Source organism: Bradyrhizobium algeriense, assembly GCF_003062295.1.
GTDB lineage: Bacteria > Pseudomonadota > Alphaproteobacteria > Rhizobiales > Xanthobacteraceae > Bradyrhizobium > Bradyrhizobium algeriense.
Map to the genome: position 1 here is coordinate 280,102 of NZ_PYCN01000005.1, position 15,904 is coordinate 296,005.

Annotated in this window: 11 protein-coding genes; 3 read left to right on the forward strand and 8 right to left on the reverse strand. The window is 53.8% G+C overall.

Annotated elements, in window-relative coordinates; all coding sequences use genetic code 11:
• Positions 1 to 111: 111 nt before the first annotated feature.
• Both C7G61_RS14245 and C7G61_RS14250 read left to right on the forward strand, forming a co-directional pair.
• Positions 112 to 756, forward strand: a complete 645-nt coding sequence (locus C7G61_RS14245; protein WP_145963611.1) for a hypothetical protein — start codon at positions 112 to 114, stop codon at positions 754 to 756.
• Between the two features lie 342 nt (positions 757 to 1,098).
• Entirely contained in the window at positions 1,099 to 2,601 is a 1,503-nt protein-coding gene (locus tag C7G61_RS14250) for a glycosyltransferase family 39 protein (protein WP_190241810.1), read from the forward strand.
• A gap of 53 nt (positions 2,602 to 2,654) precedes the next feature.
• On the opposite strand, the gene C7G61_RS14255 is transcribed toward C7G61_RS14250, so the two are convergent.
• Both C7G61_RS14255 and C7G61_RS14260 read right to left on the reverse strand, forming a co-directional pair.
• Positions 2,655 to 4,130 carry a hypothetical protein gene (locus C7G61_RS14255; RefSeq protein ID WP_108514963.1) on the reverse strand — a complete coding sequence of 492 codons (1,476 nt, stop codon included), beginning with the start codon at positions 4,128 to 4,130 and terminating at the stop codon, positions 2,655 to 2,657.
• A gap of 6 nt (positions 4,131 to 4,136) precedes the next feature.
• The gene (locus C7G61_RS14260) at positions 4,137 to 5,012 is read right to left on the reverse strand and encodes a UbiA family prenyltransferase (RefSeq protein ID WP_108514966.1); all 876 of its coding nucleotides are present in this window, start codon (positions 5,010 to 5,012) and stop codon (positions 4,137 to 4,139) included.
• A 545-nt stretch (positions 5,013 to 5,557) separates the two neighbouring features.
• Here C7G61_RS14260 and C7G61_RS14265 point away from each other — a divergent pair.
• Entirely contained in the window at positions 5,558 to 6,652 is a 1,095-nt protein-coding gene (locus C7G61_RS14265; protein ID WP_190241811.1) for an acyltransferase family protein, read from the forward strand.
• A 234-nt stretch (positions 6,653 to 6,886) separates the two neighbouring features.
• Here the strand turns inward: C7G61_RS14265 and C7G61_RS14270 are convergent, their stop codons facing one another.
• The 6 genes from C7G61_RS14270 to C7G61_RS14295 form a co-directional block, all read right to left on the reverse strand.
• Positions 6,887 to 7,867, reverse strand: a complete 981-nt coding sequence (locus C7G61_RS14270) for an acyltransferase family protein (RefSeq protein ID WP_145963612.1) — start codon at positions 7,865 to 7,867, stop codon at positions 6,887 to 6,889.
• 241 nt (positions 7,868 to 8,108) lie between these two features.
• A complete protein-coding gene (locus tag C7G61_RS14275) occupies positions 8,109 to 10,136 on the reverse strand; it encodes a hypothetical protein (RefSeq protein ID WP_210205913.1) in 2,028 nt (675 codons plus the stop codon).
• Positions 10,137 to 10,383: 247 nt separating this feature from the next.
• Positions 10,384 to 11,796, reverse strand: a complete 1,413-nt coding sequence (locus tag C7G61_RS14280; RefSeq protein ID WP_108514975.1) for a hypothetical protein — start codon at positions 11,794 to 11,796, stop codon at positions 10,384 to 10,386.
• A gap of 87 nt (positions 11,797 to 11,883) precedes the next feature.
• Positions 11,884 to 13,107, reverse strand: a complete 1,224-nt coding sequence (locus C7G61_RS14285) for a glycosyltransferase (RefSeq protein ID WP_108514978.1) — start codon at positions 13,105 to 13,107, stop codon at positions 11,884 to 11,886.
• Positions 13,104 to 14,432: a glycosyltransferase family 4 protein gene (locus tag C7G61_RS14290; RefSeq protein WP_108515098.1), complete on the reverse strand. Its 1,329-nt coding sequence runs from the start codon at positions 14,430 to 14,432 to the stop codon at positions 13,104 to 13,106. Before C7G61_RS14290 ends, C7G61_RS14285 begins: the two co-directional genes overlap by 4 nt.
• Positions 14,433 to 14,493: 61 nt before the next feature.
• Positions 14,494 to 15,879 (reverse strand): oligosaccharide flippase family protein, encoded by a 1,386-nt coding sequence (locus tag C7G61_RS14295; protein ID WP_108514981.1) that lies wholly within the window; start codon positions 15,877 to 15,879, stop codon positions 14,494 to 14,496.
• Positions 15,880 to 15,904 lie beyond the last annotated feature (25 nt).

Consider the following 15,904-nt stretch of genomic DNA (forward strand, 5'->3'; position numbering starts at 1 on the left):
CGGATGTGCGGCCTCCAGCTCATTTTTGTATTTATGAAAACAGAAGGCGGTCTACCGACCCAAGTTGCTTGTCCGAACAGACTAGAGGAGAGCAACGTGAGGTGGCAGCCAATGAACAAAGTCACTTATCTCGCGAAGGCATTTGTTTTCGTTGCCAGAAAACATATTACGGGGCTTGACGTCGAACCTACTCCGCACTTCGAGCCGGAGGGATTGGCATTCTTCAACTCGATCATCCAGGATACCAGGATTTATCTGGAATATGGCAGCGGCGGATCGACCGTCCAAGCAGCCAAACACGTAAAGACCCTCGTGAGCGTAGAAAGCGACCCTGTCTTCATGCAAGCCGTAGAGCGGAAGATTGCGAAGGAAAGCAAGGCCGAAATCCACCTACTTAATCCTCATATTGGGATGACCGCACACTGGGGAACGCCGGTCTTTAGCCGGGCTACCCCGTCACGAATCCAACGCTGGAAGCGGTACCCTCAGGCTCCCTGGCAGGTCCTCAATGAGGTCCCGGATACCATTCTGGTCGATGGACGCATGCGCGTTGCGTGCGCGCTGGAAAGCTTGTTACATGTTACGCGCGACACCCGAATGATCGTCGATGACTACGTCGGACGGGAGTATGAGGTGATCGAGGATTTCGCTGACCTTGTTGCTACCCACGGCATCATGGCCGAGTTCAGAAAGAAGGATTTCGACCCAGCCTTATGCCGCGAGCGGCTCCAACGATACTATGCGGTGTTGAGATGAGCGCCGGAAAAACGGACAGAATGGCCTGAGCGATGGAATGGATTGGGAGGGCATTTATCGCGGCATGGCTGCTGGTGTTTCTTTACGTCATGTTCAGCGGCAAGGGTCTGAGCCCGGATAGAAAGCGCAAGGCTTCGCCGAGGAAATTGCCGTGAGCGGCTCGACACTGACAACGGTTTTTTATCCTCATAAGCTCGATAGACGTCTTGATCACTGCTCACTCGTGCGCTGCTGCGACTTCCGCGATGACTCCTTAGATTTTTTCTATCATGGACAAACAAGGCTGCGAGAGGCGGGGCGCATTTCAGTCGCCCTCTCTTGCTGTGCAATACAGGTGTTGCCGTGATCACCAAAACGACCGCCTCTGCCCTTACCGTGGTGGTCGCCAGCTGCGGCGCTTACTACTGCTCCTTGTCACCGTCGCCTGACCAGTCGTTGTATGACTACATCGCGTGGCAGGGACTTCATGGTGTTCAGTGGTATGCGGGCAGCTTTGATGTGACGTGGCCAGGCAACCTCGTGATCCATGAGCTGGGGATACGCTTGTTTGGCGTGCACAGGTGGACGGCTCGACTTACTGACATGCTGCTACTAATGCCCGCGCTAGCAGCCCTTTATTTCTTCCTTCGATCAGCGAGCCTTAGATATGCAGCAATCGCTGCAACCATGGCCTATCCTATTTTATACGTAACATCAGGAACGTGGATGGCGGGACATCGCGACATTGTCGCAATGCACCTCTTGATTGGCTCTTGCGCCGTGCTCGCAGCGCTTCGTGTAGCTGAGCCGAAGAAGCTCATCTTGGCAGGCTTACCTCTGGGATACGCGGTGATGCTTCGGCCTACGTATTTGGCCTTTCTTCCTTTTCTTCTATTAAGTTGGCGCGCGGCCACCGACTCGCCAAGCACGAAGAGGCTGTTCTCTGCGGCACTCTGCCTTACGATCGGAACGACAATCTTCCCGTTCATTTTTTTGGCAGCCGGATTGGCTACAAACACTTTGGAGAATTGGTTTACCGATGGGATTCTTTTTGTGCTTGGTGTCTATCAGGCTTCTGCTCCAAAGAACGGTCCTTTGATATTTTTCGAGCGCGTTAAAGAGCATTTTTTCTGGCTCTTTATTCTTGGATCGGCCGCTTCGTTGTTCTGGACGTCACGAGCGGTTCGGTTTCACGCAATCGCTTTGTTGGGCATGGCGATCACGAGCATTGTTTCCTTTTTTGTTCAGGGCAAAGGATTTGGCTATCATCTCGGAGGCCTGATACCAATCTTATTCCTTAGTGCCTTGGGAGGAATTGAGTTGGCATTCTTTCGGCGCGGCACGCCTAGTATGGCGCCCGTTTCTCGCGCCCTGGCGTGTCTCTTCGTCTTGATTCTTTGCCTAGGTCTGGGACGAAGAATTCAGAACAATCTTGTTCCCTATTATCGCGATCCAGAAATTGCAACGCCGAGAGATCAAACTATTGCAGAGATCGTTTCACTGGTGGAAGCGGAGAGCGGGCAGCGAGATCGTTTTTTCCAGTGGGGCTGGAACTATGATGCCGCTTTCCTCTCGGAGAGACTTTCAGCCACTCGATTTGTTGACACTCCACTCTTCTCTCTCGTGAGAACTGACAATCCGAGATTTGGCTCTTGGCTAAGGGAGTTCGATCGCGAACTTGAAAGCAATAGACCGAAATTTATTTTGCTGGATCTAACAACTTTGCCAGAAGGTTGGAAAGTAGAGACCCTAGGGCTCAATGAAAGAGGACCTGAGGCTTTGAAAATCCTCTTGTCGCAAATTGTACGGAACTATGAAGTCAAGAAGTCTTGGGAAGATAAAGTTCTTTTCAAGAGGAAAGCGTGAGATCAAACAATCTCCCAGCCGAGCGAAATATCGACGCTCGCGTCAAGCAGCCGCTATTCGCTTCTAAGTTCGTCTCGAAGATCGTAGACTTTGAGCCCTCGGCCTCGGTCCAACAGCGCCTCGATCTTTGCCGGAACGTCGCGGATCAACGTCAGCCTTCGGCCATTCAGCTCAAATTGGATCGTATGTGGAGCGACTACTGATCCATGGATCCCGTCAGCCTCCAACGATAGCTGAAGATCGCGCCATCCTGCCCCACCTGGGTTGAAGAAGTTCTCGTTTCCTGCAACGACTATGTCAGGACCGTTCACCTCACGAAGTTCACCAAGGACCTTTTGCGCGAACTCCTGATGTGGAGTTAGTTCAGTTCCCTGCCCCACAGCGAACATTTGCCAAAAATAGCCGCCGTAAGAACGAGTGCCATCGTGCGTACCAACCTGACGCGAGGCGCGCGTCTCCAGCATGAGGTACGGGGCTCGTCCGTAAAAGCTCGCCGAAAAAAAAAGCAAACCCGCTGTCGCCGCGCCTGAAATGAATAATGGCCATTTCCGGAAGCGAGCAGACACAGCGCGCTCCGCGGATGACAAGCATTCCACCAGGATGGCGGGAAAGAACATCAGCAATGGCACGGCATACTTTACGCTAAGCAAATTTGGCAACGGCAAGCAAACGGGTGCAATTGCCACGACCCAGACGAGAGAGACAATTTTTCTTTCCTGATAACATCGTAGCGCGGCAATAGGCCCTCCGAGCAGCAAGATCACCCATCCCAGAGGGCTGAACATTACAGACAATACCCCAAGCTTCGTTCTGAGATCCCAGCCAAGGCTCTGCGCTTTGTCCGCCATTTCCCTGGTAGAGGCGGCAAAAATATCCAGAATCTCGTAGGGATTAAATAGTCCTGCAAAGTATGAAGCGCCAATCGTTACGAAGACCGCGCAGTTGAATAGCAGCACCTCGCGTAGAGAGCGGCTCTGCTTCCAGGCCAACAAGGAAAAGACGCCGACAGCTAGCCCAAGGTCCAAGCGCATTAATGTTGCGATGCCCAAGAGCAAACCAGACAAGAATGACGCGGGCCCTGCCCTCCATCGCAAGAGCAGCATAGAGGCGCACGCAAAGGGCAAGCCGAGAACGGTGGAATTGAAGTAGAGGCCCGAAAACCAAAGCTCCGGTATGGCGAGAAGCGCAACAAGAGCCTTTCCAAGCCCCCACCATGAGCGCTTGTCGCCCCAAGCTGTAAGGAGCAGCAACGTCAGGGAGATGGCGCCCGCGATTGGCGCGAGTAGAAATATGGCCGATGGCGTTCGAGTGATCCAAAATACGGCCGCGCCGACCTCATAGGCGAGTGGCTGCCAACCATATCGATAGATCAGCAATTCGCCGCGCTTTGCCTGGTCGAGATGAAGCATTGGAAGGATAGAGTTTAGATCGTCTCCTTCGTAACCATTTCGATCGGCGAGTGCAGTCAGTGCCGCCACGCTGACCAAAAAGAAAATCGACGCGATCAGATGCGTTCTTTTTGCCAGCATTGCAGGCTACATCACGGTCGCAGCAATGAGTGCAATGCCAGATGTCATGGCGACGCCCCAGCTTTGCTTGTCGGTCACCGCAAATACGAGCGGATCCTCATGTAACTCCCCTCGATGAGCTTTAAGCCAGATGCGTGTCATCCAGTAAAGAAAAGGGGGCAACAGCAACCACAATGGCCATCGACTTGAATAGAGGTCGACCATATCGGGGCTATTGATATACAACGCGAGGACCAGAACGGCGCTATAGGCGGCCGCAGAGCCGAGACTCAACAGAACCACAGAGTCCTGGACAAAATAACCTCTTCCTGCCGCGCCTTCCTTTTGCAGGTCGCGCATCAACATCAATTCAGAATATCGCTTCACGAGCGCCAGGCTCAAGAACACAAACACGGAAAAGGCCAAGAGCCAAAACGACGGAAGGATCGCTGTCGCAGCGCTCCCGGCCAGCACCCGCATGGTGTACAGCCCGGCCAGCAGCATGACGTCGACTATCACCTGGTTCTTCAGCCAAAACGAGTAAGAGCAAGTCAGCAGGAAATACAGCATAAGAACGCCAAGAAACGGCCAGGACAGATAAGCCGCCATCAAAATGGAGATGACCAGAAAAATCGGAGCGACTATGACACCTTGCTTTACCGGTATTGCGCCAGAGGCAAACGGCCTTTTGCACTTGCGCGGGTGGGCGCGATCCGACTTCAGGTCTACGATGTCATTGATCAGATAGACTGCAGAGGCGCAAAGGCAGAAACTTGCAAAACCTAATAGTGCGCACCGGATCGTGTATAAATCTGTGAACTTGTGGCCGGCCAAAACCGGCAAGAAGAGAAGCAGATTTTTCAGCCACTGATGAACGCGTATAGCCCGGAGCCAAATCGACATGTCATGTAAACTTCGCAGAACGCTTCAGGGCTAAAGTTATTTTCATTCTCGCCGATGTTCGTTTAATGAGCCGGCTAAGCTGTTACTGAATAACCCGAAGCTGTGTTGAAATAACCATAGAACGTCGGCGCCACGATTCCCCATTCGTATAGACATCCAACGTACGCGAAAAATACCTTTAAAGACTAACCCATGCAATCAATACGCTGCCTTGCGCGAGCCCGCAGGGCTCGAATAGGCAGTTAGTGTTAATATCCAGGCTCTTGGAAAGAACCCTGGAGGTAGGGCTAGCGCCAAATACTGCCGTTAGATAACGTGTGGGTCGTTACCCGGAAATAGCTCGCCGGTGATTAAACGCGCGTATCAGGACGATGAAATTGGTCAATCTGTTCGCCATACTATTCGATAAATCAGTATTTCAGCACCTCAAAGTATAGCCAATGCGCCCAACCCCATACATTGTTCACCAATCTGACCCGTCGACTGCGCAAGGTCCAGTCAAGCGCGCAGGTTTTACACATACCGAATATCTGGGCCGGACAAGGATGCCGCTGCTCGACGGGATCCGCGCCATCTCCATTTTGCTGACGATCACGGTTCATGCCCATATTGGGCAGTGGTCGTGGCTCGCCGGCGAACGCGGCGTCACGATGTTTTTTATCCTGAGCGGCTACCTGATAACCTTCCTTGCGTTGCGCGAGGAGCGCGAAAACGGTCGCCTTAACCTCTCGGCCTTTTACGTCAGGCGAACCTTTAGAATTTTTCCGCTCTACTACATCACGGTAGCGGTTTACGCTGTCCTGATTTACGGCCTGCAGATCCGGTCCGACAAAGCCGCGAATTTCTCCGGAGCTCTTCCGTACCTATTGACCTATCTCCAGGAGATTCCGTTCTTTTTTGGGGTTAATGGAGCGACGTCCAATATCCCCCTATTTCACTCATGGTCGCTGGGTATTGAGGAAAAGTTCTATCTGGTCTGGCCGGTTCTCATCTTTGTTTGTCTCCGGAGACTTCGCGCGTGGCGGCTACCGGCTTGCATGGCCATGATCGCCATATTCGCCTGGTCTCCCCACTTCGGAAGATATGGAATGCTGCTTTTTCCCTATTTTCATATCTTGGTGGGGTGCGCCGTTGCAATCGTCTTGAATGAAGCTCGATATTTCGCAATTGCTCGGACTCTCTCGAGCCGGCTATGGCTTTGCGCGATCCTATTGATATTCGCAGCGGTTCAGTTCATTTCACCGCTCTACACCTATTGGCCGTTTCAACAGCCAATCGATATTCTTTACAGCCTCGTTGGCGGCCTGTTGCTGGCGGCGCTTCTAACTTTAGAGTCGGCGCGCGTTAGGATTCTAGCTCATCCAGCACTGGTGTTCATTGGCAGGCTGTCCTACGGAATCTATCTTGTCCACGTCCTCTGCTTGAACGTCTCCGAGGTCGCTCTAGGCAAGCTGGCAGGGTCAGTTTCAGTGCTCGTGTTGGCGCCGCTCAACCTGGTTATTGCGTTCGCCCTGGCAACTGCCGTCGCCTTGGCGTTTGCGATTGCAATCGAACGTCCGCTGATAAGAATGGGTCATCGCATATCGGGCGAAATACTTGCTGGCCGGCCTCGCCCCTCCATAGTCACGGAAAAGACGTGAGAGGAAACTGAAGCAAGACCTGGAGGACTTAATCCTCTGATCGGCCGATCTGAGCAGCTTCCGGTTTTGATGGACACCGAGATTGGGTGTTTCATGCATGGCGCTGCGCTGAGGTGGCCAGACTTTCCATGCCTAGCCGAATCGGTCTCGAGGTACCGGATCTCGCGCAGCGATGAGGAACTCAGCGGCAAGGTCGAGAAGGATGCTATCCGGATCGCAATAAGCCCTGCAGCGTTAGGACGGCGCTCCAGCCATGCTAAAATTGCTTCGTCTGCCAAAAAGCCACTTTTTCAAACGCACATCTATTAGTTCAAACGCGAGGGCCGATGTTGCCATCGCCGCTGCAACTAGAAGCCAACCGTTGGTAACGCCGAAAAGCGCATAACAGACGATGAACGTTGGAATGTGGATCAGATATAATGGATACGATAGATCGCCCAGATAGTCCAAGATTGCTGATTTGCTTTGCCAAACACGGGCAATCAAAAGCAAAATATAAGCCGCGGCAAACGTTACGACGGATAGTGGCTCTGAAGTAATTGGCGAGAGATAGACCAAAACCAAGCCAAGCGCCAGGAAGAGCGCAGCCACGATATGCGATCTGTGAGAGTACAAGACCAGACCAATCCCGTAAGCCCAAAAATAGGTTATGAACTTGGCCTTGAGCAGGATGGTGTAGAAGATACTCGAACTCCAGCCATACGGTAACAGATAGAAGACTGCTGAGATTAAGATAAGTGCGACGGTGAGGCCGACGTGCATTCGGCAAAGATAAGGCGAGATCAGGTAGTAACCGCATTCCAAAGCGAGCGACCAGACGACCCCATCGTAAGCAATGCTCTTAACAAGCGTCATCTGCAGCATCAGGAGGTTACCGATCGATGTTAGCGGCCCACTCGCCTCCAGTTCATAGTGCGGTAGCTTGAAATTGCCGAGCCAGACCTGAAGAATGATCGCTAGAGCGACGCAGAAAAAGTATAGCGGATAGATGCGCTTGAAGCGCCGGAAATAAAATCCCTGACTGTCTTTATCGAGAGAGGCAGCTATCGAAAAGCCGGAAACCATAAAGAAGCCGATGACCGCCGCCTTGCCACTAAGTGGCACGCAAATCTGCGATAGTATGCTGTCGTCGAACCATACTAAATGTCCGCATGCTACGATCAACGCTAAGGCCATGCGCAGGGAAGCCAAAAGGCTCCAATTGGTTTCAGGCAAAAGCTCCTCCGATACGGGCAATCAATAAAATCCAGTCCCGAAACCTCTTCGTTTCCGTCTGACCATTCCGTTTTTTGCTAGACGGTAAGGAAAATCGAAACAATTCGGCGACAAATATAACATAATCTAGATTAAGATCAGCCCTTTATTTGCGATATTTTAGCCCTTTCGTTTCGCGTTTCATTTTCCGTCGGCTTAAGTATGAAACTGGGCAAAATCATTGCTCGGGTGCAATGGCTTATTAGTTATTGGCCGCCTGTTTATTAAAGGCCACAAGGGCGTCCCAGGACTTGTACTTCGGCGCGTAAGTGTCTCCCGAACTCAAGCCCCACTGATTATTGCCAGGGACTAAGAGCCATGCCGGCGTCTGCGAATGTGGTTGAGCCATAAATTGGGAAATCTGGTCCCGCACAAGGGCAGCGAATGCGTCTGACTGCTTATACGCCTCAAGGAGCTTGGCAATTTTACCCTCCGGACCACCGTAGGCGATCGAGATCCCCATCGCGGTGCAGGTCGTAGTCGAAGGGTACCAGCTTTCGTGGCCCCCCTCGTAACAGACGACCGACTTGTTGAAGGTTTTCGCAATCTCTTCCCAGACCGGATAAATGCCTACGCCACGCATTCCGGTGTTTAGTGACAGTAGAGTTTCACCTCCCGCGGCTCCGGTGCCCGTTTTTCCCGCGCGAATATCATTATCGAGAAAGGCCAAAGCGGAAGCCATTTTGGATGGCACCGCGGTCGCGTAATCGTCAGCGGCAGTGAGCAATCCGGCGATACCAGCAGCGCCGCGGTTCAGGTAGTTGCCATCGAAATTGGTACACTGCGCACCCGAATAGTAGGTTGCATACGAAAGCACGTCAAAATAGTCGATGGGCCTATTTGGCGCCTCATTGTAGTTAGGGAATCCTTTGGCTGCATATTTCGGGTAGAGAGCTCCGTTTAAGTCGCGCCCCTGCAGCTTGTAGTAGCTCGTTGCCGGTCCCCCTCCAAAGGCCTGGAATGCCATCACGCGCTTGAGCTGCGCGGATTGTCGGGGGGCCCAATTTGAGGTCACTAAACCCATGATTTGGCGGGACCGCAATGCATGCCAACCGAAGAACTGGCGCCCATTGTCAGACGGAAATCCCAAGGCTACGCCTTTGGCGTTTGACCAAACGGTCATAGGGAAACTCCAATTCCAAACTTCGTTCCCGTACTCGAAGTATGCATTTAAGCTGCTGTTCAGCTTGTCCCGTACCAGCTTTGCTATCGACGTGATCGACGCATCGTCCATATATGCACTGAAGTTGCACCAGTAGTCGGCGTTTACGCGATTGGCGAAAGCTACCTGCAATTCATAGGGAATACAGGTTGTTTGGCCGTCCGACTGCCACAGGAATGAACCCAGGATCGAATCGTAGGTAAGCGTTGCAAGGCTGTTGGCCTTGATTTGACCGATGTTCAAAGGCTGGCATGTTCCGCCGCCGGCCCCTCCGAGGACCGGCACAGCACCCCGTCCTCCCGAGTTGACCGTGATTGCCTTTGACGTATTTGCGTTGCCGAACTGGAGTTGGATCATTTCCCCATCGACATAAGCTTTCGTTGCGTCCCTTTGCGCTGCACAGATGTAATCGTTGGTTCCCGACGTGGTGCCGGCCCACGCACCGGGAGCCCAACGCTGGGCAATGAGGTTAATGGCTGTGCGCCATGGCGCAAGGTATCTCGCCTGCGAGACATTCCCACCATTCGGATTTGTCCATCCCATCGCGCGGACGATTTTCGGATTGAGCGTTCGGTAAGCCGCAACGTAATCGTCATCAAACATTTCCTCGGGTGTTGTCGCCCGGCCTATCGCAGCCTCATCGGAAAGCTTGCACAGCACTACATTCGAAAGGCCCGAAAACTGTCCCCCAGCGAGGAAGCAGAATAGAATTTTACCAGGAGTCGCTCCGGCAAAAGTGAATTCGATTCTCGCGTTAGTCCCGACGACAGTGAGGTTAAATGCGGTCGCGCCGGAGACATAGTTCGCACCGGAAGTGACAACGAATCCCGGAGAGCCTCTCATGATCTGGATCGACGCCGTGCCCGACCATTTTAGTACCATCGGAGTCGAAGGTGCCAAATTGCTGGGTAGCTTTATTGTTCCAGCGATGGTGGCCGAGGGAGTGGCCGTCGGGTAATTGTTTTCGTCCAGAATCGCCGGATAGGCATAACCCTGACTTGATTTGTAATCCGTCACGGAAAGGGCCAGGTTCTTGAAGATACCCGACTCAAGCGCCATGCCGATCAATGCTCGGCCCGTTGTGGATGCCGGTTTAGTGCTTGCACTTCGTGGTGGAGGGGCAGCTGCCCTCAGCACGCTCGGGCTTCCCAAGATTACCGCAGTCGTGGATACAGCGCTTAAAAAATTTCGGCGTGAGATTTCCATCATTGGCCTCCCAAAGTGCATCGGCTTGCTGTCAAATCAAGTAATCTGAACTTCCTAAATTTGGCCCCTGCGGGCGCGCCACTTTCTATTAAGTAAATAAACTACCTGTTCACCCCTTCAGCGGCGCAGGCGGGAAGATGTCAGGGCGTCCAAACCTGTCAGCCTCAGAAGCACTGGGTTTTCGTGTGGCTACTAACTGTAAGGCTTCCGCACGTCCCAATAGCGCTCCCGAGAAAAGCCAGGTCACGGGCAACAGGCTGGCATTGGGCAATAGGTCTAAAACATTGGTCGCCACAATCAGCGCGAGAGCGGTTAACAATACCCTTTCCTTAAATGACCGGGCTTTTCGTGACGCTGCAGCAGCCTTTATGACGCACAGCGCGAGAAGTCCAAATTCTGCGACAAAGCCGAGTATCCCGAATTGACCGATCGTGATTACCCAATGACCGTCGGTGACGGCCAGGTCCCTGCCTTCCGAATCGTAGACTCGGCTCCTCCCGAATCTACCCCAACCGAACACGGGACGCTGCAAAGCTCTGTCCAGCAACAGTGTTTCGTTCTCGAACCGTGCTCCAAGCGACGCCGCGCGATCAGCGCTTACGGTTGCTGCAAGATCAACCATCAGCCGAGTCGGGACCATGTCAGCAACTCGCAACATTGGATAGAACAGAGCAAGCAGGACAAAGATTGCGGCTACGCGCCCCTGAAGCTTAGGTTTAGCGAGGTAGACCAGCGGGACGACAACAAGAGCGAAAACGGTCGCACCCGCACTTCTACAGAGGACTAAGACGGCGGCCAGATAAGCCGCTTTGCCACCGCTAGATCGGCTAAGATGCGGAGGATCACTCCGTCGCAACGCCACCGCAGCAACGACGGTCATAAAAAAGAAAGTTGCTGCGGTAAGCCCATGTCCCATAAACACCATGGGACGGTAACCGCCATCACGAACCTGCTGGATAAAATCAGTTGGGCTATAACCATATACCCAAACATGAAACTGCGGACTAAATCGCATCTCGAATAGCATGGGGATCGAATATAGCAATCCAGCAACCAGCAGGACTTTCATAATGCTTTCGTTCGCCTGCTCCGTTCGAAACAATCCACGCCCGACAAGAAAAGGCAGCAGAATAATTAGTCCGAATTCAACAGCCGATACGGCATCATAGATACCAACGCCCGGGATGACACGGTTGCCTGCGAAGACCGGATCACCATTCAGCATAGATGTTACAATCGGTCCGAATAGGAACATAGCGAGAAGCACTTCTGCTAACCCGAACCTCAGATGCCATGGCCGGCGGACAGCGATCAGATAACCGAAAAAAATACAAAAACTTGGAATCGTCGCCTTGTCGAACGGTGGAATCATTTCAAATTTGATTCCACTTCCCACTGGAAGAAGCAGTTGCGCCCCGACAATGGTCCACAGCGTCGCCTGAACCGCCGGCCGAGTCGCAAAAAGCGCGACGGATACTATCGGCCACAGCAGCAGAGCCACAGTCGCGACCGTGCTATTCATCTAGTCCCTGTTGTTTTGACCAAGGCATCCATTGCTCATCAATACTCTTTCAGTCACGAACCGTTCGTTGACCCAAGTGCCTGGACTTCACGTCGCCAAGCGCTCCTTGCGAGACCCAGCCAGACGCTGACCAATTATCGCATCACGCAACGAAATAGCGCTTGCTGCCACGTCGAACCGATGGGACGCGGTCTGTCGCGCAGCAGCGCCAATTCTTTGGCGGACAGAAATATCTGCAGCCAGAACCATAACCTTATCAAATATGCCGTCCTCGTCCCGCTGGGCGACAAGAAAACCATCAACACCCGAACGAATCATCTCAGGTGTCGCACCGATTATACTCGAAATGACGGGAAGACCGGCCCCCATGGCCTCCATTACGGACACCGGCCAAGCCTCGCCCATGCCCACGCTCGTCAAAAGAAACGCATCGGCATCGGAAAGCAACCCGAACACCTCGTTCTCAGAGACCGTTCCAGTCAGTTTGACGGAATTCTCCAAGCCATATTCGCTTATTTTCGCGACGATGGCCTCCCTGAACGTCCCCTCGCCTGCGATGGTGTAGGTGACGTTCATGCCCTCGTCACGCGCCCGCCGGATCGCAGCGAGCGCATGGAAATGCCCCTTGTTTGGATGGAGGCGGGCAATCGTCACGAGCCGCAATGAGCCAGGCTGGCTTGTCCGCTCCAGGCCCAGTCCGGCGAGCCTGGACGTTTCGATACCCATGAACGTCGGGAGGACTTTCCACTCCGGTAAGCCAATCCTTTCGATGATCTGGTCGCACAAATGTTTGCCGACAGCAGAGACGAATTCGGCCTCAGCAAACTTGGCGCGATGGTCGCGACCGTAAACGTCCAGATCGCCGTGAAGCGTCAGACTAAACGGAGGGCCGCCCATTCGCTTTGAGAGCGCGAGTATGTGGGCGGAATCCGCACATGAATGGCCGTGGATGTGATCGATGCGATTTTTCCGGGCCCACTCAAGCAGATCAAGTGCGCAAATCAGGTAGGCAATCTGGCGCACTTTGTCCTTGGGTGAGGTGTCGAGCTGCCTCAGATAAGCAAACGCCGAACCCGTTCCGGTGAGGCCCCTGCGCACCCAGCCAGTCAGAGCGCCAACCTTGGGCGGCAACAAGTAATGGGTATTCGCCACGGCCTCTTTCGCGAAGTAGTGCCTGCATGCATCCGGCGAAGGCTTCCGTGTTGACAGGATGAATACCTCATCACCAAGCCGCCGAAGCGCTTCAATCTCTCTCCAGAAAAAGATATGAGTTTGCGAAGGAAACTCCGGAACTAGATAACCCAATCTCATTGCGGCCCGATCCCGAGACCGAGCGCGCGCAGATCGTGCGTGCCGGATCTCACTGCATCATAGATGCGCAGCATTTGCTGCGCCTTGGCTTCCCAGGTCAGACTCTGCAGCACTTTCTCGCGCGCCGCGCTTCCGAGCTTGTTCAGCAATTCGGGTGTCCGAATAACGCTTCCGATCGCCGACCTAAAGCCCTCGATCAGGCTCGCTTCGTCGCTAAATTTCACGCGGATTCCGGTGTTGTCATCGACGAGGTCGGCAGGCCCGCCATAGTCTGCGACGATCGGAGTAACGCCGAGCGCCATCGCCTCCACGACCACGCCGCCGCCGAACTCTCTGATGCTTGGCAATCCGAGGAAATCGCAGGCATGTAGTTTCGTCTGAATGTCGGCATGCGGAACCCAGCCATGAAAAATGACGCTTTCCTGCAGGCCAAGCGCTTCGACCCTCTGCTGCAAAAGCGGCTTCTGAGGCCCGTTACCGAGAATGTGCAGCTTCAGAGAGCCAGCTTCCAGGAATGGTCTGGCAGCTTCGATCAAGATGTCGGCCCCCTTGTACGGCACCAGTCGCCCGACGAAAGCCGCCTGCAAGGGGAGCGATGAATTTTCCTTTCTGGAATTGCTGAATAGATCGACGTCTACGCCGTTCTCTGGAATGAAGATGCTCTTCTGGCGTACCCAATCGGGCAGTTCACTTTGCGTAAATCTCGATCCCGAGATGATTGCTGCGCTGTTTTTCCGAGTAGATCGGTACGCCGGCATTAACCGGTGCAGCGGCCTGATGTGCGAAAGAAACTCTTTCTCGGCATACTGACGGTGGCGGAAGCCCTTTGGCCAAGGCACGCCACCATTCAACGGTCCAAGCACGAACGGAATGTTATGCCTGGCGAGTTTCGCGGCGAGCAAGCTCTGGGTGGTGGGGCTCAGCGGCGTGATACGATGGACCACGTCGAACTCGCCGGCGATTAACTGGCGGCGAAAATGCTTCCACACCTGCAGCTCGAACGAGTAATACGCAAAAGCTGTAAATGCCATGACCGTCGTCCAGGCCTGATTGTGGCCACCTCGCAAACGGGAAGCCATGGAATGCATGGGCTCGACGATTCGTTCATTGTCAATCGAGGTAAAGGCTTCCCCTTCGACCCAGCCTTTTCGAAGCAGGGCCGCCTTATTGCGGACTTGCGTAACGAGGTGCACGTCGGCAACCTTTGACAGTGCGTTAGTCAAGCTCCAACCGATAAGAGGCACACTGGTCCATTCCGGATTAGCGGCTTCGGCAAGAATCAGAACACGCAACCTCCTGGCGACGGCCTCCTCCCTTCCGTTCATGTCACTGCGTACTCCGTACTCTCGCGCCATCGCTCTCAGCATGTCCTCAAACTGGATCCGATCAGCAGCAGGCAAATGTGACCTTTGATAATCCGATGCCGATCAGCCAGCCAATCACCCAGGTGAACAGCACGCCAAGCTCAAGGCGAAGACTGTTCAACCCATGCTTTCGATTCAGATAAAACGTGCAAAGCGTCGTCGGCAGCATGTGGAAGGCGACTCCCAGCACGGCGCCTTGCACACCAAACGCGTAGAAAAGCACAGTTGCAAACGAGAAAAGCGAGATCAGCTTGGTAACGCTTAATATCGTGACATACTCTGGCCGGCCCAGAGCCAGATAGGCAGACTGAGATATGCCGTACCGTGCGAAAAGCAGTCCGAAGGACAGATATTCAAGCATCCAGCCGGCGGCCGCATAGCGCGGATCATATAACAAGTGGACGATCGCCGAGCCAGCCGAGAAAAGAAATCCGGCGATGAACAAAAGCGCGGCGTCCGTGAGCCAGCGCATTCGAAAGTATATCTCAGGAACGCGATGCGGCTGTTGGCGGGCCGCCTCGCTAAGCGCGGGAAAAGAAACGCCTCCGAACACCCGGCCGACAAGCCCGTCGGGCACCGAGGCCAGATTGTACGCGACAGAGTAAAAGCCCAGCATTTGCGCGTTGAGCCACCCGCCAAGCAACAGACGATCCCCATTGGCCGCAAAAGCGCTCAGCATCGAAGACAGGAAAGTCCATCTGCCAAATCGAAACAGTTCCCTGGTCGCGAGCCGGTCCCAGCCCAGCCGATCGGAGGAGCCGTTCAGCATGCAATGCGTGAGCAATGCTGTGATCGCAGCCGAAAGCAGCATGCCAAAAATGTAGGACCACAGAGACCGCGTAACCCAACCTAGCAGAATGACGAAGATCAGACTGGCGAACTGCGCGACGATCTCAATGACAAACAGCCGCTCCATTTGCAGATTGCGGCCAGCGGTGGTGGCCTTCATGGACTGCAGGCCCAATAGCACAGCCGAGAACGATGCAACCACAAGATAGGCTGGGATCTGGGGATCAGCATATACGGACTGAGACGGCAGCAGATGGTGCGTCATTGCGATCGCTAACCCTGCTGCGAAGATGGCGCTCAACCCCCAGATAAAGAAGCCTCTCAGTATCTGCAGGGTAAAAGCAGTGTTCAAAAACTCCCGCTTCTCGCCGTTCGGGCTTTGGATCACAGCCTGCCTCAGCCCGATATCGGTCAGCAACGTGACAACAACCTGGACCGACATCACGACAGCCAGGATTCCAAAAGCCTCAGGAGCGAATATCCTGGTGAGAATGATGGTGCCAACGAATCGAAGCGCCAGGCTCGAAAAATGTCCCATCAATGCCCAACTGCCGGCCCGAAACGCGCGAGAGCGCAGTGACGCCGGTGCAGGTGGCTGCTGTGCTTCTACTGAACTCATCCCTCACCAGACCAAAGACCAGCCA

What these genes read in the sequence shown, in the direction of transcription:
- C7G61_RS14280 (WP_108514975.1), bottom strand. Translation starts at nt 11,796, where the DNA reads ATGAATAGCACGGTCGCGACTGTGGCTCTGCTGCTGTGGCCGATAGTA.
- C7G61_RS14295 (WP_108514981.1), bottom strand. Translation starts at nt 15,879, where the DNA reads ATGAGTTCAGTAGAAGCACAGCAGCCACCTGCACCGGCGTCACTGCGC.
- C7G61_RS14290 (WP_108515098.1), bottom strand. Translation starts at nt 14,432, where the DNA reads ATGAACGGAAGGGAGGAGGCCGTCGCCAGGAGGTTGCGTGTTCTGATT.
- C7G61_RS14260 (WP_108514966.1), bottom strand. Translation starts at nt 5,012, where the DNA reads ATGTCGATTTGGCTCCGGGCTATACGCGTTCATCAGTGGCTGAAAAAT.
- C7G61_RS14255 (WP_108514963.1), bottom strand. Translation starts at nt 4,130, where the DNA reads ATGCTGGCAAAAAGAACGCATCTGATCGCGTCGATTTTCTTTTTGGTC.
- C7G61_RS14245 (WP_145963611.1), top strand. Translation starts at nt 112, where the DNA reads ATGAACAAAGTCACTTATCTCGCGAAGGCATTTGTTTTCGTTGCCAGA.
- C7G61_RS14285 (WP_108514978.1), bottom strand. Translation starts at nt 13,107, where the DNA reads ATGAGATTGGGTTATCTAGTTCCGGAGTTTCCTTCGCAAACTCATATC.
- C7G61_RS14265 (WP_190241811.1), top strand. Translation starts at nt 5,558, where the DNA reads ATGCCGCTGCTCGACGGGATCCGCGCCATCTCCATTTTGCTGACGATC.